Annotated in this window: 20 protein-coding genes; all 20 read left to right on the forward strand. The window is 51.7% G+C overall.

What is annotated here, in order from left to right; translation table 11 throughout:
• The first annotated feature begins 24 nt into the window (after nt 1–24).
• The 20 genes from flhA (at nt 25) to FKP33_RS02985 (ending at nt 18124) form a co-directional block, all read left to right on the forward strand.
• Nucleotides 25–2058, forward strand: coding sequence for a flagellar biosynthesis protein FlhA (gene flhA / locus FKP33_RS02890; protein WP_127604531.1), 2034 nt, complete (start codon nt 25–27; stop codon nt 2056–2058).
• Nucleotides 2055–3404 carry a flagellar biosynthesis GTPase FlhF gene (gene flhF, locus FKP33_RS02895; RefSeq protein WP_141333898.1) on the forward strand — a complete coding sequence of 450 codons (1350 nt, stop codon included), beginning with the start codon at nt 2055–2057 and terminating at the stop codon, nt 3402–3404. The genes flhA and flhF overlap by 4 nt, the downstream gene beginning before the upstream one ends.
• Nucleotides 3397–4269: a MinD/ParA family protein gene (locus tag FKP33_RS02900; protein ID WP_127604527.1), complete on the forward strand. Its 873-nt coding sequence runs from the start codon at nt 3397–3399 to the stop codon at nt 4267–4269. Before flhF ends, FKP33_RS02900 begins: the two co-directional genes overlap by 8 nt.
• An 82-nt stretch (nt 4270–4351) precedes the next feature.
• The gene (locus tag FKP33_RS02905; protein WP_127604525.1) at nt 4352–5494 is read left to right on the forward strand and encodes a protein-glutamate methylesterase/protein-glutamine glutaminase; all 1143 of its coding nucleotides are present in this window, start codon (nt 4352–4354) and stop codon (nt 5492–5494) included.
• Between the two features lie 40 nt (nt 5495–5534).
• Nucleotides 5535–7577, forward strand: a complete 2043-nt coding sequence (locus FKP33_RS02910; RefSeq protein WP_141333899.1) for a chemotaxis protein CheA — start codon at nt 5535–5537, stop codon at nt 7575–7577.
• Between the two features lie 49 nt (nt 7578–7626).
• Complete coding sequence (locus FKP33_RS02915; protein ID WP_054796998.1) at nt 7627–8088, forward strand: chemotaxis protein CheW; 462 nt, start codon at nt 7627–7629, stop codon at nt 8086–8088.
• Between the two features lie 38 nt (nt 8089–8126).
• Nucleotides 8127–8714 carry a chemotaxis protein CheC gene (locus tag FKP33_RS02920; RefSeq protein WP_155614373.1) on the forward strand — a complete coding sequence of 196 codons (588 nt, stop codon included), beginning with the start codon at nt 8127–8129 and terminating at the stop codon, nt 8712–8714.
• Nucleotides 8711–9205: a chemotaxis protein CheD gene (locus tag FKP33_RS02925; protein WP_054797011.1), complete on the forward strand. Its 495-nt coding sequence runs from the start codon at nt 8711–8713 to the stop codon at nt 9203–9205. Before FKP33_RS02920 ends, FKP33_RS02925 begins: the two co-directional genes overlap by 4 nt.
• Nucleotides 9206–9207: 2 nt before the next feature.
• A complete protein-coding gene (locus FKP33_RS02930) occupies nt 9208–9636 on the forward strand; it encodes a hypothetical protein (RefSeq protein ID WP_054796999.1) in 429 nt (142 codons plus the stop codon).
• A 17-nt stretch (nt 9637–9653) separates the two neighbouring features.
• The gene (locus FKP33_RS02935) at nt 9654–10436 is read left to right on the forward strand and encodes a FliA/WhiG family RNA polymerase sigma factor (protein ID WP_127604519.1); all 783 of its coding nucleotides are present in this window, start codon (nt 9654–9656) and stop codon (nt 10434–10436) included.
• Nucleotides 10437–10459: 23 nt separating this feature from the next.
• Nucleotides 10460–11869 carry a flagellar assembly protein A gene (locus FKP33_RS02940; RefSeq protein WP_127604718.1) on the forward strand — a complete coding sequence of 470 codons (1410 nt, stop codon included), beginning with the start codon at nt 10460–10462 and terminating at the stop codon, nt 11867–11869.
• Nucleotides 11870–11905: 36 nt separating this feature from the next.
• Nucleotides 11906–12232, forward strand: a complete 327-nt coding sequence (locus tag FKP33_RS02945; protein ID WP_141333900.1) for a hypothetical protein — start codon at nt 11906–11908, stop codon at nt 12230–12232.
• Between the two features lie 27 nt (nt 12233–12259).
• A complete protein-coding gene (locus tag FKP33_RS02950) occupies nt 12260–12892 on the forward strand; it encodes a hypothetical protein (RefSeq protein ID WP_127604517.1) in 633 nt (210 codons plus the stop codon).
• Nucleotides 12892–13395, forward strand: a complete 504-nt coding sequence (locus FKP33_RS02955) for a hypothetical protein (RefSeq protein WP_127604515.1) — start codon at nt 12892–12894, stop codon at nt 13393–13395. Before FKP33_RS02950 ends, FKP33_RS02955 begins: the two co-directional genes overlap by 1 nt.
• A 260-nt stretch (nt 13396–13655) precedes the next feature.
• Nucleotides 13656–14354, forward strand: a complete 699-nt coding sequence (gene rpsB, locus FKP33_RS02960; protein ID WP_127604513.1) for a 30S ribosomal protein S2 — start codon at nt 13656–13658, stop codon at nt 14352–14354.
• A 95-nt stretch (nt 14355–14449) separates the two neighbouring features.
• Nucleotides 14450–15100 carry a translation elongation factor Ts gene (gene tsf, locus FKP33_RS02965; protein ID WP_127604511.1) on the forward strand — a complete coding sequence of 217 codons (651 nt, stop codon included), beginning with the start codon at nt 14450–14452 and terminating at the stop codon, nt 15098–15100.
• Nucleotides 15101–15195: 95 nt separating this feature from the next.
• A complete protein-coding gene (gene pyrH, locus FKP33_RS02970; RefSeq protein ID WP_054797002.1) occupies nt 15196–15921 on the forward strand; it encodes a UMP kinase in 726 nt (241 codons plus the stop codon).
• Between the two features lie 3 nt (nt 15922–15924).
• Nucleotides 15925–16482 (forward strand): ribosome recycling factor, encoded by a 558-nt coding sequence (gene frr, locus FKP33_RS02975; protein ID WP_127604509.1) that lies wholly within the window; start codon nt 15925–15927, stop codon nt 16480–16482.
• A gap of 65 nt (nt 16483–16547) precedes the next feature.
• Complete coding sequence (locus FKP33_RS02980) at nt 16548–17315, forward strand: undecaprenyl pyrophosphate synthase (RefSeq protein ID WP_127604507.1); 768 nt, start codon at nt 16548–16550, stop codon at nt 17313–17315.
• A gap of 20 nt (nt 17316–17335) precedes the next feature.
• A complete protein-coding gene (locus FKP33_RS02985; protein WP_054797003.1) occupies nt 17336–18124 on the forward strand; it encodes a phosphatidate cytidylyltransferase in 789 nt (262 codons plus the stop codon).
• The last annotated feature ends 8 nt before the right edge of the window (nt 18125–18132 follow it).

The raw sequence follows: 18132 nt of genomic DNA on the forward strand, positions 1-18132 counted from the left end.
AACTAAGTAGAGGGGGCACCGGCTTTGAAAATTAGAGACCTTGTCGTATTGATCGGCATCATCGGCATCATTCTCATGATGGTCGTTCCGCTCCCGATTTGGTTGTTGGACTTTTTGTTGATCCTGAATATTACGCTGGCGCTTATGATTATTCTGGTCGGGATGAATACGACCGATGCGCTGCAATTTTCAATCTTTCCTTCGCTTCTTCTCATTACAACCCTGTTCAGGCTCGCCCTAAACGTCTCCACCACCAGGAACATCCTGGCACACGCCGATGCCGGTAATGTGGTCGAAACCTTTGGTTCATTCGTCGCGGCAGGCAACCTGGTTGTCGGCTTCGTCGTCTTTATCATTCTCGTACTCGTACAGTTTATCGTCATTACCAAAGGTTCCGAGCGCGTTGCCGAAGTTGCGGCACGGTTTACATTGGATGCGATGCCCGGCAAACAAATGAGTATCGACGCCGATTTGAACGCCGGCATGATCAACGAACATCAAGCGAAGGAACGCCGTGAGAAAATTTCACGCGAAGCAGACTTTTACGGTGCGATGGACGGGGCGAGCAAGTTCGTCAAAGGGGATGCGATCGCGGGCATCATCATGCTGATCATCAATATCATTGGCGGTTTGATCATCGGGGTCGCCATGAAAGGAATGTCTTTCGCCGAAGCAGGCGAAAAATATTCGATTATGACGATTGGCGACGGCTTGGTGAGCCAAATTCCGGCGCTGCTTATTTCGACGGCTGCAGGTATTATCGTTACCCGGGCTGCGTCCGACGGCAATCTGGCGCATGACCTGACAACGCAAATTTTCTCCTACCCGAAGCTGCTCTATATCGCGGCAGGTACGGTGACGGCGCTTGGCCTCTTTACCCCGATCCATTTCTGGACGACGTTTCCGATTGCGGGTCTGCTTGCCTTTGCCGCTTATCGGATGCAGCAAATCGTGAACCGCAAGCAAGCGGAGGAGGTGCAGCTCGAGGAAGAGCAGCAAATTGAAGAAGTGCGAAGTCCGGAGAGCGTTATTGGGCTGCTCAATGTGGACCCGATTGAATTCGAATTCGGGTATGGCCTTATCCCGCTTGCGGACACGCAGCAGGGCGGCGATCTGTTAGACAGGATCATTCTCATTCGCCGTCAGTGCGCACTGGAGCTCGGGGTCGTCGTTCCTGTTATTCGGATTCGCGATAATATTCAGCTGAGGCCGAATGAATACATCATCAAAATCAAGGGCAATATCGTCGCTCGCGGCGATTTACTGCTCGGTCATTACTTGGCGATGAGCCCGGGCATCGATGACGATTCGATTGCCGGGATCGATACGCTTGAGCCGGCTTTCGGTCTTCCGGCACTCTGGATCGACGAACAAACCAAAGAACGCGCAGAGCTTTCCGGGTACACGGTGGTCGATCCGCCGTCGGTGGTCGCGACGCATTTAACGGAAATCATCAAGAAGCATGCTCACGAACTTCTCGGACGGCAAGAAACGAAAGCACTTATCGAGAATGTCAAGGAAAGCTTCCCGGCACTGGTGGACGAGCTCATCCCGAATGTTCTTTCCTTAGGAGACGTTCAAAAAGTACTGGTGAAGCTGCTGCGTGAAAAAATTTCGATCCGGGATCTCGTTACGATATTAGAGACTTTAGCGGATTACGGCACCTATACGAAGGACCCCGATATTTTGACCGAATACGTGCGGCAAGCGTTATCCCGGCAAATCACCCAGCAATTCACGTCGATCGGCGACTCGTTAAAGGTGATCACCGTAGGCCCGAATCTGGAGAAAAAGATAGCCGAATCGGTGCAGCAATCCGATCAAGGCAGCTACCTGGCACTCGATCCGACTTCTACGCAAGTGATCTATCAACGGCTTAGCGATCAGGTGACCAAACTGATCCAATCCGGGCAGCAGCCGATCGTACTGACATCGCCGACGATCCGCATGTACCTGCGCCAGCTGCTTGAGCGCACGATGCAGGATATTCCGGTATTGTCTTACAGCGAGTTGGAGCCTAACGTGGAAATCCAGAGCATGGGGGTAGTTAATCTATGAGAGTGAAACGGTACGTAGTGGATTCAATGCCGGATGCGCTGCAAAAGATTAGAATCGACTTAGGCCATGACGCAGTGATCATCAACACCAAAGAAATTCGTACCGGCGGATTTCTGGGGATGTTCTCTAAGAAAAAAATTGAAGTCATTGCAGCGATGGATACCGCTTCCCCCGGCGGTTCCGTCGCAGGAGCCAGGACGCCCGCGGGCGAGGCTGCCGTTGTTGCTGCAAAGTCGACAGCTCCCTTTGCGGCTCCGCCCTTCGCTCAGTCTGCCAAAAAGACCGTAGCCGCTGCTTACGGGGCGCAGACGCTGCGGGAAGAGAAACAGCCGGTTCTTGCTTTTCCCGAAGTGCCGGACGTGCTTCCGCCGGAATCGGCGGCATCATTCGTACCGGTTCAAACGGCGGCGCCCGCGCCGCTCATGCCGGTTCAGCGCATTCAAGCGGCAGCTCCGGTGAAAGCGAAGGAAGACATGCTCCTGGAAGAATTAAAGCAGATGAAAGAAATGATGCGCAGACTCTCACAGCAGCATGGAAGTGCCGAACAACTGAATCCCGCGGTTCAGCGGTTCGAGCAGCGTCTGCTTGAACAAGAGGTGGAACCTCATCTTGTTCAGGAACTGATTGCCCAGGTGCTGGAAGATGCAGTAATCTCGGCGGCTGAATTGTCAGAGACGTTCGTGAAGCAGTCGCTGCAGCGCCAACTGCTCGCGATGCTGAGAATGGAAGGCAGCAAGTCCATAGCGGCCGATACGCGCATTGCGCATTTTGTCGGCCCTACCGGAGTCGGCAAAACGACGACGATTGCCAAGTTGGCGGCCGAGCAGGTGCTCAAGCACCACCGCAAAGTCGGTTTCATCACTTCGGACACGTACCGCATTGCGGCCGTCGAGCAATTGAAAACGTACGCGACGATCTTGAACGTACCGCTTGAAGTTGTATTCTCGCCCTCGGATTTAACTAAAGCTTTCGACAACTTGAAGGATTGCGATCTTATTTTCATGGATACGGCCGGACGCAATTTCCGCAACGAAATGTACGTTTCCGAATTAAATGCGCTGCTGAAATCAAGCGGAAAAAGCGAAACGTTCCTTGTGCTCAGCTTGACAACCAAATATAAAGACATGAAAGCCATTACGAGCAACTTCAGCAAATTCAAGCTGCACAAGGTGTTGTTTACGAAGATGGACGAAACTGACTCCTACGGCGCAATCCTGAATTTGGTTCGCGAATTCGGGCTCCAGATCTCCTATATCGCGAACGGACAAAGTGTCCCCGACGATATTAGAGTGCTGCAAGAACAATTCATCATCGATCTGATTCTGGAGGACGATAATCATGAGTGATCAGGCCCAAGGGCTGCGGAATCTGATTAAACATCAGGGCGCCGATCAGGAAAAGGCGACCCGGATCATCACCGTAACCAGCGGGAAGGGAGGGGTAGGCAAATCGAATTTCACCTTGAATTTTGCCCTATCGCTCCAGAAAAAAGGGTTCAAGGTGCTCATTTTCGACGCGGATATCGGACTCGCCAATATTGATGTGCTGATGGGCATCTCTGCAAAATATAATTTGTACCACTTGTTGAAACGGGAAAAAACGGTCTGGGATATCATCCACAAAGGACCGAATGATATACAGTTCATCGCCGGGGGCTCGGGCTTTAACGAATTAATTCGTCTAACGGATGAGCAGCTTGACTATTTCGCGGAACAAGTGAATCAGTTGAACGGACATGTCGATTTCATCATTTTTGATACCGGGGCGGGCTTGTCCAAAGAAACGTTGAAGTTTATTCTCGCCGCACAAGAAACGATTGTGGTGACAACGCCGGAGCCTACTTCCATTACCGATGCTTATGCGATTATCAAAATGGTTCACTCGATGAGTTACGACGTGAAATTCCGGTTGGTCGTCAACCGTGTGACGGATTGGAAGGAAGGGCGGCAAACTGCGGATAAAATCAGAATGGTAGCCAAGCAGTTTATGGATTTGGACATTCCGACGATCGGATACGTGTTGGATGACAATTCGGTTTCCAAAGCGGTGAAAAAGCAAATCCCCTTTACGATCGCTTTTCCGGAAGGCGCGGCTTCGAGGTCGCTGGGCGAATTAACCGACGATTTTGTGTTGAACCAGCTGCCGGCCGACAATCAAGCGGGTTCGGTTAAAGGTTTCCTGAGCCGAATGATTCGTTTGCTGAAGCAATAGCGAGCAGGGATGTTGATTTGGCCCGGTGAACAGGAACAACTTCTGACCTTCTAGCTCAGTGACAACGTAGAGGAGTGAAGCTATGCAGCAGCCGTTTGATGTGTTAGTGGTCGATGATTCCATATTTATGAGAAAAATCATCTCGGATTTTATCTCGCAGGATCCGATGCTGCGGGTAGTCGGGACGGCCAGGAACGGGAAAGAAGCCGTCGAGCAGGTGAAGAAACTACAGCCTCATGCGGTTACGATGGACATCGAAATGCCGGAGATGAACGGACTTGAGGCGCTTCGCGTCATTATGAAGGAAAGCCCGGTTGCGGTCATTATGCTCAGCAGCTTGACGCAAGAAGGGGCGTCCGAGACGATAAAGGCACTGGAATGGGGGGCTGTCGACTTCGTCGGCAAGCCGTCGGGCTCAATTTCGCTCGATCTTCATAAGGTAAAAACCCAGCTGCTGGAGAAGCTTCATATCGCAGTGAGAATGAATGTGAACAAGATTGGGCTGCAGCGCCCGATCCTTCCACGTCAACCGGAGCTGAAGCCGATACCGCAGGCCCGCACGACAGCGGCTGCAGCGCCATCGAATCCGTCTCCAAAGGCTGAGAGGCGATCGGTTGACCGATCGCAAGCGGGCATCGGGCACTTGGTCGCGATCGGAACTTCCACCGGAGGTCCGCGTGCGCTTCATCAGGTATTGTCGGAGCTGCCGGCGGAGCTTGCGGCTCCGGTCGTGATCGTGCAGCATATGCCGCCGAATTTTACCAGATCGCTTGCTCAACGGCTCAATTCGATATCCGGTCTGAAGGTGGTCGAAGCGGAGGAAGGCATGCCTCTTGAGAACGGCACGGCTTACATCGCTCCCGGCGGAAGTCACATGGCGGTCGCCCGCAATGGGCCGGGCGCTTATCGCATCCATCTGAGCAAAGAAGAGCCGCGCAGCGGCCATCGACCGTCCGTGGATGTTCTTTTTGAATCGCTGCTTCCGCTCAAGGAGTTGAAGCGTCATATCGTGATCATGACCGGCATGGGATCGGACGGCGCCAAAGGGATGCTGGCTCTGAAAGAATCGGGAGCTGTAACCACGATTGCCGAATCGGAAGAAACCTGTATCGTCTACGGTATGCCCCGAGCAGCGGTCGAGCTTAAAGGTGTCATGCATGTGCTGAAGCAGCAAGAAATTGCAGGCAAATTAATATCCGCAATCGGTTTATCGGCCTTATCTTAGTCCTTATACATATAAACGATCCTGATGGAGGTGTACGGTTATGGAAATGAATCAATATCTCTCGATGTTTATTGACGAGTCCAGAGATCACTTGCAAGCGATTAACGAACATATGCTCAGCCTGGAAAGCAATCCGGAAGACATCAGCATTGTCCAGAACATTTTTCGTTCCGCACATACGTTAAAAGGAATGTCTGCTACCATGGGCTTCGAGGATATCGCCTCGCTGACGCATGAGATGGAGAACGTGCTGGATCTTGTGCGCAATCATAAGTTGAAAATGGATTCATTCATCTTTGATTGCCTGTTCAAAAGCACCGATTCGCTCGAGACGATGGTCGAAGACATTATTCAAGGCGGCACCGGTAAAGCCGACGTTTCGGACATTGTAGCGGCTTTGAAATCCATAGTCTCCGGCGATTACCTGAAAGGCGCTGCGGGGGGATCGGCCAAGCCTGCTGATGGGCAGGACGAAACCAAAGCGGAGCTCGACGAATTCCAGCTCTCGATTGTCCAGCAATCGATCGAAGCGGGGATTCCGGTATTCTGGATCGAGGTCACCGTTCGTCAAGATTGCGTGCTGAAAGCCGCCCGCGCTTACATGGTGTTTAATGTGCTCGAGCAGAACGGGGAAGTCATTAAAGCGAGCCCTTCGGTCGAAGATATCGAGCAGGAGAAGTTCGGCGAATCGTTCGCGGTGTATTACATATCCCAGATCGATCATGACCAGCTGCATAAACAAATTTCCAGCGTATCTGAAATCGATAAGGTCGAATTGGTCGTGCTGAATCAAGAGAAGCTGGCTGAGCGCATGCTGCCGGCCGCGAGAGCGGCACAAAAGGAAGTTGCTGCCGCTGCAGCCGTAGTAACGCCGGAACCTCCTAAAGCCGAAGTGAAGAAACCGCCGGCTGCGCAGGCGGGAGCTCCGGTCGCCAACCGGACGATTCGCGTCGATATCGAACGTTTGGACTTCTTGATGAATTTATTCAGCGAGCTGTTGATCGATCGCGTCCGGCTGGAGCAGCTGGCCAGTGAAATTCGCAAAAACGAATTAACGGAAACGGTCGAGCATATGGCCCGCGTCAGCAGCGACCTGCAGAATATCGTGCTCAAACTGAGGATGGTTCCGGTCGATACCGTGTTCAACCGGTTCCCGCGGATGATTCGCGATGTCGCCAAAACGCTGGACAAGAAAGTAGATTTGATTATTACGGGAGCGGAAACCGAACTCGACCGTACGGTTGTGGACGAGATCGGCGACCCGCTTGTACACTTGCTGCGCAACGCCGTCGACCATGGTCTGGAACCGACGTCGGAGCGTATCGCCTTGGGCAAACCCGAGACGGGTACCATCCATCTTCGCGCATACCATAGCGGAAATCATGTGTTTATTGAAATCGAAGATAACGGCCGCGGCATTAACCGGGACAAGGTGCTTGGCAAAGCAATCCAGAACGGCGTCGTCACCCAAGAGCAAGCGGCGCGCATGACGGACAAGGAAGTGTATATGCTTCTTTTCGCTTCCGGCTTCAGCACGGCAGACAAAATCTCCGACATTTCCGGCCGCGGCGTAGGTTTGGATGTCGTGAAGACGAAGATCGAAAGTCTGGGCGGCGAAGTGCACGTCGATTCGGAATTCGGTAAAGGATCGAAATGGTCCGTACAGCTGCCGCTGACGCTGTCTATTATTTCCGCGATGTTGATTCGTCTTCACGGTGAGAAATACGCGATCCCGCTTTCTTCGATCGTCGAAACGGCCGCCATTCGCCCGGAGCAAGTTCGAATCGTACACGGCAATCAAATGGTCGACTACCGGAATAGCGTCATTCCGCTGATCCCGTTAGCCAAGCTGTTCGACGTCCCGCAGGGCGAAGACGAATCGGAAGCGGATATCCAGATCGTCGTTATTCGCAAAGGGGAGAAGATGGCCGCACTCGTCGTCAACGAGTTCATCGGCCAACAGGAAATTGTGTTGAAAACGCTGGGGAAATACTTAACCAACCTGTTCGCCGTTTCCGGTGCGACGATTCTCGGCGACGGGCAAGTCGCCTTGATTATCGATACGAACGCTTTAATCAAATAACGATAACCGCGATTGATCTACTGCACGATAATTTGAGGAGGACGAGGGTATGGGACAAGAAATGAAAGTAATCGTTTTCGCGTTGGCGCATGAAGAATACGGCGTTGAAGTTGAAAAAGTAAAAACCATCGAGCGGATGCAGCCGATGACGCGCGTTCCCAAAACGCCTGACTTCGTAAAAGGAGTCATCAACCTGCGTGGGGTCGTGACCCCGGTCATCGATTTGCGCGGCCGTTTTGGTTTCGCGGAGAGCGAATACACCGAGAACACGCGGATTATTATCGTCGGGGTGGACGATATCGAAGTCGGATTAATCGTCGATTCCGCTAACGATGTCATCGATGTGGACACCGACCATATCGCTGATCCGCCTGAAATCGTGGGCGGCATTAAAGCTAAATATTTGCACGGTATTGCAAAAATCGACGATAACCGGCTGCTCGTGCTTCTGAATTTGAAAGAAGTGCTCAATAAGAGCGAGATTGTCCAATTGGAGAACATAGAGGAGTAGATCCTGTGGAATCATTTAACGCATTTGCCGATTTTCAAATGGACGTCCTCAAAGAAGTAGGCAATATCGGCGCCGGACATGCCGCCACCGCATTATCGAAGCTGCTTGATAAGCCGGTCGACATGCTCGTGCCGAAGGTGCGGATGGTTCCATTTGAAGAGATTGCGGATAGCGTGGGCGGAGCGGAGCAGGTTGTCATTGCGATCTTCTTGCGAGTAGAAGGCGAGACGCCGGGCAACTTGTTCTTCATTCTTAAGCAGGAATCGGCCAAAAAACTGCTGCGCAATTTGTTAGGAATCGAAGTTGTCAGCGATGAGGGATATACGGAGATGGAAATCTCCGCGCTAAGCGAGATCGGCAACATCTTGGCGGGTTCCTATTTATCGTCGTTGGCTGACTTTACGAGGCTGAACATGCAGCCTACGGTTCCTTCTCTTGCCATCGATATGGCGGGAGCGATTTTGAGCTACGGCCTTCTCCAATTCGGTCAAATGGGAGATCAAGCGCTCTTGATCGATACGAAGTTTCTGAATGGGAAGGATGAAGTGGAAGGGCATTTCTTTCTCATTCCCGATCCCGAATCGTTTGAGAAAATTTTTATCGCTCTGGGAGTGCAAACTCCATGATCCAAGACAATTTGATCAAAGTCGGAATGGCTGATCTCAACGTTGCCCGCCAGACCGGCGTGCTGAAGACGACCGGCCTTGGTTCGTGCGTCGGCATCACGCTATATGACGCGAAAGCCAAGGTGGCCGGTATGGCTCACGTCATGCTTCCTAACTCGGATATAGCCAAAGAGGGCCAGCTTAATATTGCAAAGTATGCGGACACGGCGATTCCGGAGTTGATACGGTTAATGGAAGCGCTGGGTGCACAAATTCGCAGAATGGAAGCGAAAATGGCCGGAGGCGCACAAATGTTCGCTTTCGGCAGCCAGTCCGATACGATGCGCATCGGACCGCGTAATGTGGAGTCGTGCAAGGAGCAGCTGTCCCGTTTCAAGATTCCGCTTCTGGCGGAAGATACGGGCTCCAATTACGGCAGGACGATTGAATTCGACTGCGAGAAGGGAACTCTTCTCATCCGCAGCGTACAACACGGAGTGAAGGAACTGTAACCATGATTGGATCGATACGGTGGAACTTTATCATCGGCGCTATTGCCTTTATATTCACCTTTATGTTTTCTGTCGGGAACAATATTTGGTTGACGACGCTCCTTCGGAGCGTCTACAGCTTTGCTGTCCTTTTTATACTTGTCTTTGGTTGTCGTTGGCTGCTCGGCACCTTTGCCGGCTTTAATCAATGGAACTCGAACAAAACGGAGCTAGGCGAAGGGGATTCGGACGGCACGAAGGGAACTGTTTTCGATGCCGTCACCCCCCCGGATCAAGATGAGGAGCTTCATCAAATGCTGAAAAAGAAAGTAGACGCTCCTATGCCGGAAGAGGAAACGTTCTCTCCGTTAAACCCGCCCAAATTGTCTACCAAGTTCAGCGAAACGCCGGAGGAATTGGCTCAAGCGGTTCGCCGTATGACTGAAGAATAAGGGGGTGAAAGAGCGTCATGATCGGGCAAAAATCTCATTTAGCGAACATCGAGATGTGGAAGAGGTGGAGAGAAGAACACGATACTGTAGCCAAGCAAACGCTGATCGAAACCTATTTGCCGCTTGTGGACTACGTATCCGGCCGACTTTCCATTGGACTTCCCAAAAACGTATCCAGGGAAGACCTCATCAGTTACGGGGTGATGGGGTTAATCGACGCTATCGAGAAATTTGACTACGAACGCGGACTGCAGTTCGAAACGTACGCCTCATGGCGCATTCGCGGAGCGATGATCGACGGACTCCGGCAAGGGGACTGGGTTCCTCGTTCCGTACGCGAGAAGGCGAAGAAAATCGAGGAAGCTTACCAGAAGCTGGAGCAGCAATACCTGCGTTCCGTCACGGATGCGGAGATGAGCGCTTATTTGCAGGTAAGCGAAGGCGATTTTCAACAGATGGTTCAAGATATTGCGGTCACCACGGTATGTTCGATCGACGATCCTATCCGTGAAGAAGAAGCGGAGACCCGTCTTTCGTTATTGATTGACGAAAAGGCAAAAAATCCGGAATCGAAAGTAAAAGAAGTGTACTTGAAAGATACGCTCGCGCAAGCGATTGAACGGCTTACTGAAAAAGAACGCACCGTCGTCTCGTTGTTTTATTACGAAGAACTTTCACTTAGCGAGATTGCTGAAGTTATGAGTTTATCCCCTTCCAGAATTTCACAGCTGCATTCCAAGGCGATTTTGCGCTTAAGGGGTTCGTTAAGCCGGCATAAGTCGCATCTATTTCAAGACTAAGCTACGAAAGCGGGGTTATGAATATGGGCGACCTGGCGATGCCGTTAAGTTATTATTTGGACCTTACCTTATCCGATGATAAACTGACCGCCTACCTGCAGTTTATGAACTGCGACGATAAATTTGCCGTAACTAAAGAACAGCTGGACGAACTGATCAAATCGCATCATATCGTGCACGGTATCGACGAGGACAAGCTCCTTGCGATCGTGAGAGATCCGAAATCGTTTTTCTTTACGAAAACCGCGATTGCAACCGGTCAACCCCCGGCGCATGGACAGGACGGTCAAATACGTTTATTGTTCGATTTGGACGGTCAATCCAAGCGTCCGCTGGAAATGGAAGACGGCAAAGTTGACTATAAAGAAGTGACGGCCATCAACAATGTCCGTAAAGGACAGTTGATCGCAGAACGCATACCGGCAGGTAAAGGAACGGATGGACGTGCGGTCACCGGGGAAACCATATTCGCCAAGGACGGGAAGGAAGCTCGCTTCAAGCCCGGGAAAAATGTCGTCTCCGATCCGGATCAGCTTGCCCTTTACGCCGCTATCGATGGGATGGTGACGAAGACGGACCGCGAAAAAATCAACGTCTTCCCGATATTTGAAGTGAACGGCGACGTAGACTATAATATCGGCAATATTGATTTTGTCGGGTCGGTCGTTATTCGCGGCAGCGTGCTTCCGGGATTCCGGATCAAGGCCGCGGGCGATATACGGATTACCGGTAATGTCGACGGCGCGGATCTCGAAGCGGGGGGCTCGATCGAGATCACCGTCGGTATCCTGGGGCACAATAAAGCGATCATTCGCGCAGGCAAACGGGTCAAATGCTCGTTCATTCAGGATGCGACGGTCGAAGCCGGGGAAGAAGTGCTCGTGGGACAAAGCATCATGCATTGTCAAATTCGCGCCGGTAAACTGGTCGCCTGCAAGGGAACCAAAGGATTGATCGTCGGAGGAATGATTCAAGCGGGCGAATGCGTCATTGGGCGAACGATCGGAAACTCGATGTCGACGGCAACCGTCATCGAGGTAGGCGTGCTGCCGGAGCTGCGCAACGAGCTGCAGCAGCTGCGTACGAATCTAAAGACGTTGATCGAGAATTTCGACAAGACGGAGAAAGCGCTCGTGCTGCTCGACCAATTGGCTGCGGCCGGACAGCTCGGACCGGATAAAGTGGCGATGCGGATCAAGCTGAACCATACGAAGAAGCAGGTTATGGAAGAGATCTCTTCATTGAAGGAACGTGCACTGGAGATTGAGAAGTCGCTTGAAGATTCGGAGCGGGCGAAGGTCGAGGTCATCTCGAGCGTGTACAGCGGTACGAAAATCGTCCTCGGTCGTTACACGAAATTCATCAAGGACACTTCCCAGCGCGTAAAGTTTCAATTGGTGGACGGCGATATTGCGATGCTTCCGATTCAATAACGCAAGGCAACAGCCTGTTACGGGAGGGGAAGTTCAATGAGTTTGAAGGCGGTCGAATTGCAGTTTGCATTGCACAAGAACGAAGAGGTCGGAGTCAAACAGCAGCAGCTGACCCAGAAACCGTTATCCGACCAAGCTTCGCTTTCGGAAGCGGCGGCCAAGCAAGTGGTTGAGGAACGCCATAAGAGCACGAAAACCGAGGAATCTGCCCGCGCATCCGTCAAGGATAACGGCGAACGTTCTTCGAAGCGGGGGACATCCGGAACCCCGAAGCGATCGGCCGAAGCCAAAGAACCGGAGAAAGCGCCGATCTCCCGCCATGATCATCCGTTTAAAGGGCATCATATCGATTTATCGCTTTGACATTAAGCTGTGAAAAAGGTGAACGCGTTGAACCAACCTTGGGTATATATCGTCTTGTTCGGCTTGGTGATCATCGTCTACGCCAAGCTTTTGCCGAAAAAAGCCGAGCATAGCGCGGAAATTCCGACCACGATGAAAGATGTGGAAAGCGCGATGGATCACTTTGCCGTCGAGCTGGAAGAGCAGAATAAAACGATCATTCAGCTCTTTACGGAAACCAAAAAAGATTACGAGGTTCATGCCGCCAAGCTTGCTTCCCGTGTCGAAACGCTTGAGAAGCATAATCAGCAGCTCCAATCCGAGCTTCACCGGGTCGGTTTTGTCGCCGAACAAATTCAGAAGCACCAGGCTCCGTCTGCGCCCGTGATTCAGGCAGAGCCTGCCCCGGCGTCTGCGCCCGGCTCCTTGTCAACGAATGCGGATCCTGCCCGTTCCGAATCGCCGCTTCAAGCTGTCCCTGTTGCGGATCAGGAGCCGGCGGCAACGCGCGAGCAGCCGAACGAACCTGTTGCATTAATGAATATCAAGCAGCGGTACGCCGAATTGTTCGAGTTGTACGAGCTCGGCAAGTCGATGGACTTCATCGCCAAGAAGCTCGGGATGAATAAAGGCGAGATCAGCTTGATCCTGCTGCTTGCGAAACAGGAGGAGCGCCCCTGATGTCCAACAAAAAATCGCTCTTGTACGGACTGGGCTCGGGGATGATCGCCGGTTCCGTGCTGCTCCAGCTGATGAGTTTCGCTCCCGCCGCAAACCAGGGGCTGTCCAAAGAAGACTTACAGCAGCCGGCAGCGGAAACGATGACCCGGGAACAAATCAAAGAAAAGGCCTCCGTATATTTCAACGTGTATGAGAAGGATGTTAAAGTATATTTGCAGCCGCAGGTTGACGCCTTAGTCCAGCAGCGCGTGAACGAAGAGCTGGAGAAAGAGAGGGCCAAACCGGTAGAACCTGTCCGAGAAGTTTATATCAACGTAACCAGCGGCCTTGTGCTTTGGCAAGTTTCGGACTTGCTGTATCAGAGCGGGGTCATTGCCGATAAGAAGACGTTTGAGGAAGAAATGAGAAAACGTCGGCTTGCCGGCAGCATAAATACTGGCGTACACGTATTTAAAGGTCCGCAAACGCTCGAACAGGTCATTACCGGCTTGACCGAGAAGTAACCGAACAGACTCCGGGGTTCCGGGGTCTGATTTTGTTTGATTATGGCGAAAAGGGGCGCTAGTTGCAACCTCATGTTACTTATGGTATAGTAATTCTCGGTGTAAAAATCCACACGCCGATGAATTCCGGTGAGCGTGCTTCCGCGTTGCAGCGGGCTGCGACAAAGTTTGCAGCGGCTGACAATAATCTGGGAGTTTCACCGAGAAGATGATATCGCGCGGAGGTACCAAAACAACTAATTTTGAGGAGGTGCGTGAGGATGGCAGTAATCTCCATGAAACAGCTGCTTGAAGCTGGGGTACACTTCGGTCATCAAACCCGTCGTTGGAACCCGAAAATGGATCGTTACATCTTCACCGAAAGAAACGGCATTTATATTATCGACCTGCAAAAAACGGTCAAAAAAGTTGAGGAAGCGTACAACTTCGTCAAATCCGTAGCCGAAGAGAACGGTACAATCTTGTTCGTCGGCACGAAAAAACAAGCGCAAGATTCCGTGAAAGAAGAAGCGGAACGCAGCGGCATGTTCTACATCAACCAACGTTGGTTGGGCGGAACGCTCACGAACTTCTCCACCATCCAACAACGGATTAACCGTCTGCATGAGTTGGAGAAATGGGAAAACGACGGTACGTTCGAAGTTCTTCCCAAGAAAGAAGTTATTATTCTTCGCAAAGAAAAAGATCGTCTGGAGAAATTCCTGGGCGGTATCAAACATATGAAGGGTCTGCCGAGCGCATTGTTCGTCATCGATCCTCGTAAAGAGCGCATTGCTGTTGCCGAAGCTCGTAAGCTCGGTATCCCGATCGTCGGTATCGTTGACACGAACTGCGATCCGGACGAAATCGACTACGTCATTCCAGGTAACGACGATGCGATCCGCGCCGTGAAATTGCTGACAGCCAAAATGGCCGACGCTGTGATCGAAGCGCATCAAGGCGAGCAAACGACAGCTTAAGCAGGCGAATACAAAAAAGGGTGGTTTAAAGGTGCAAAATCCTTTCACCGCCCTTTTTTTAAGGTACATATCCCTAAACCTAAGGAGGCCCTACCATGGCAGTAAGTGCAGCAGCAGTTAAAGAATTGCGTGAGAAAACAGGAGCGGGCATGCTCGATTGCAAGAAAGCGCTGGAAGAAGCAAACGGTGATTTGACGAAAGCTTCCGAAATTTTGCGTGAAAAAGGATTGGCCGCGGCAGCCAAAAAATCCGATCGTATTGCGACGGAAGGTATGATTGAGTCCTACATCCACGCTGGCGGTAAAATTGGCGTATTGGTTGAAGTCAACAGCGAAACCGACTTCGTTGCCAAGAACGATACGTTCAAAACTTTCGTTCGCGACGTAGCTCTTCATATTGCTGCTTCGAACCCGAAATACCTTCGCCGTGACGAAGTTCCTCAAGATGCGCTCGATAAAGAACGTGAAATCTTGACGAACCAAGCCTTGAACGAAGGCAAACCGGAGAAAATCGTGGAGAAAATCGTAGAAGGCCGTCTTGCTAAATTCTACGAAGAATACTGCTTGCTGGAGCAGCCGTTCATTAAAGATCCGGACAAAACGGTTGAAGAAGTGTTGAAAGAGAAAATCGCTACGATCGGCGAAAACTTGTCGATCCGCCGCTTTGTTCGTTACGAGCTCGGCGAAGGCTTGGAGAAGAAACAAGAAAACTTCGCAGAAGAAGTCATGAGCCAAGTGAAACTGTAAGACCTATACGGAATTCCAAAGGCGGGAACACGATGTGTTCCCTCTTTTGTAAATAGAGAAGGAAATGCGTAAGTGATGAAACGGAGGTATGCAGCTTGGAACGTCCGATATTTAAAAGAGTCGTACTGAAATTAAGCGGAGAAGCTTTAGCCGGACAGCAAGGATACGGAATCGAAGCCGACATCATCGCTTCCATTGCACAACAGGTGAAAGAAGTGGTCGATCTTCAAGTCGAAGTCGCCATCGTCGTTGGCGGCGGCAACATTTGGAGAGGTATCGCAGGCAGCGCCAAGGGTATCGATCGGGCCACAGCCGACTACATGGGTATGCTTGCAACCGTCATGAATTCGCTGGCGCTTCAAGACGCGCTCGAAACGATCGGCGTACCTACCCGCGTGCAATCTTCGATTACGATGCAGCAGGTAGCGGAGCCGTATATCCGCCGAAGAGCGATGCGCCATCTGGAAAAGGGCCGAGTCGTCATTTTCGCTGCAGGTACGGGCAATCCGTTCTTCTCCACAGACACGACGGCGGCGCTAAGAGCGGCGGAAATCGAAGCGGAAGTCATCCTGATGGCCAAGAACAAAGTCGACGGCGTATACTCCGCCGATCCGTTCAAGGATGCGACCGCGCAAAAGTTCGAAACGCTGACTTATCTCGAGGTGTTGAACAAAAACCTCGGCGTCATGGACTCCACCGCATCTTCCTTGTGTATGGACAACAATATCCCGCTGATCGTATTCTCCATTACGGAGAGCGGCAACATCAAGCGCGTCGTGCTTGGGGAGAAGATCGGCACGATTGTAAAAGGGAGTGTATAAAACATGCCTCAATCCATTAAGAAAAACGCTGAAGACCGGATGGAAAAAGCTATCGGTTCTTTGAAGAAAGAGCTTCTGACCTTGCGGGCAGGCCGCGCGACGCCAGCGCTTCTGGACCGCGTGCAGGTGGAATATTACGGGGCGATGACGCCGGTGAACCAATTGGCGAACATCAATACACCGGATTCCCGCACCTTGATGATTCAACCTTGGGATAAAAGCTCGGTATCCGCGATCGAAAAAGCGATCATGAAATCCGACCTTGGCTTGACGCCTTCCAACGACGGCAGCAGCATTCGCATCATCATTCCGGCGCTAACGGAAGAACGCCGCGCGGAATTGGTGAAAATGACGCGCAAGTTCGGGGAAGAAGCGAAAGTTGCGATCCGCAACGTCCGCCGCGATGCGAACGACGAGATCAAGAAGCTTGAGAAGTCGGCCGGCCTCTCGGAAGATGAGTCCCGCCGCCATCAAGAAGATATTCAAAAGTTTACGGATAAATTTATCGGTGAAGTCGATAAAGTGCTGCAGGCGAAAGAGAAAGAAATTATGGAAGTGTAACGGGTAAAGACCCCCTTAATTGAGGGGTTTTTAGTCTTTTAGTCTTTCCTGACGGGGGATTGGCAATGAAACCATTCAGAAAGTGGTTCGGAGGAAAGTCGGAAGGGGAAGAGGCTGCAAGCGCGCTCGATTCCGATAATATACCGAATCATGTCGCCGTCATCATGGACGGCAACGGCCGATGGGCGCAGAAACGCGGGCTGCCGCGGGTTGCGGGTCACCATTCGGGGATGAAAAACGTGAAAAAAATAACGATGGCGGCGAATCATATCGGGGTGAAAGTGCTGACGATGTATGCTTTTTCCACAGAAAATTGGAAGAGGCCGAAGGAAGAAGTTGAGTACTTGATGAAATTGCCGCTGGAGTTTTTTCCTAAAGAAATCGAAGAACTGATTGCGAACAACGTCCGAATACGTATGACCGGCTGGCCTGAAGGGTTGCCTGACTATACGTTGAAAACCGTTCAGGACGCGATCGACAAAACGAAACACAATACGGGCCTTATCTTGAATTTTGCTTTAAATTACGGGAGTCGCAAAGAGATGCTTTCCGGTATTCAGAGGCTTGCTCAAGACGCAAAAGACGGGAAAGTGAACCCGGCAGAAATCAATGAGCATCTGTTCTCGCGATATTTGCTGACCGATCCGTTGCCGGACCCCGATTTGCTTATCCGGACGAGCGGGGAGCTGCGGATCAGCAACTTCATGCTGTGGCAGCTGGCGTATTCGGAGCTGTGGTTTACGGATTTGTGCTGGCCGGAGTTCACCGAGCCGCACTTTTATGAAGCGATACAAGAATATCAGCGGCGAGCCCGGAGATACGGCGGATTGTAGCGGCAATTGGAGGAATCGACTTGAAGCAGCGGATCGTTACTGGATTAGTGGCGGGGCTCGGATTTTTCATCATGTTGTACTTGGGCGGCTACTGGTTTGCCGGACTCATTGTTGCGCTCGCGCTGATCGGGTATGACGAATTTTTGAGAATGAACGGCTTGAATCGAAACCGGGTGATCCAGGTCATCGGTTACATCGGAGTCGTCGTGTTGACGCTGCCGTGGCAGTTTGGCTTCATGTCGTCGGCGCAGGGCATATGGTTGTTCCTGTTTCTGTTCTTGGCCGCCACCGTGATCACGAAGAACAAAACGACGATCGATCACGTAGCGACGGCTTTCCTCGGCATGGCATACGTCGGACTCGGCTTTCATTATATGATCGAAACCCGCACCATTCCGGATCACGGGCTGTTTTTGACGCTGCTCGTATTTTTGTGCATCTGGACAACGGATTCGGGCGCTTACTTCACCGGTTCGATGATCGGGAAGACGCCGCTCTGGCCTACGATCAGTCCGAAGAAGTCGGTCGAGGGCGCCATAGGCGGAACGGTATTATCCGTCATCGTGGCGATCGGTTTCGCCTGGTGCCGGCCGGATCTGCTCGGGTACGCGCAGGCTGTATGGATCGGCCTCGTTATCGCAGTCGTCGGGCAGGTTGGCGATTTGGTGCAGTCGGCTTACAAGCGGGTGAAGGGAATTAAAGATTCCGGCATGATTTTGCCGGGTCACGGCGGGGTGCTCGATCGGACGGACAGCTGGCTGATCGTCTTCCCGTTTCTGCATGTGGTTTCCTTAATTCCGCATGTTTAATTATGAGT

It is taken from the genome of Paenibacillus sp. tmac-D7, assembly GCF_006519665.1.
GTDB classification, from domain to species: domain Bacteria; phylum Bacillota; class Bacilli; order Paenibacillales; family NBRC-103111; genus Paenibacillus_G; species Paenibacillus_G validus.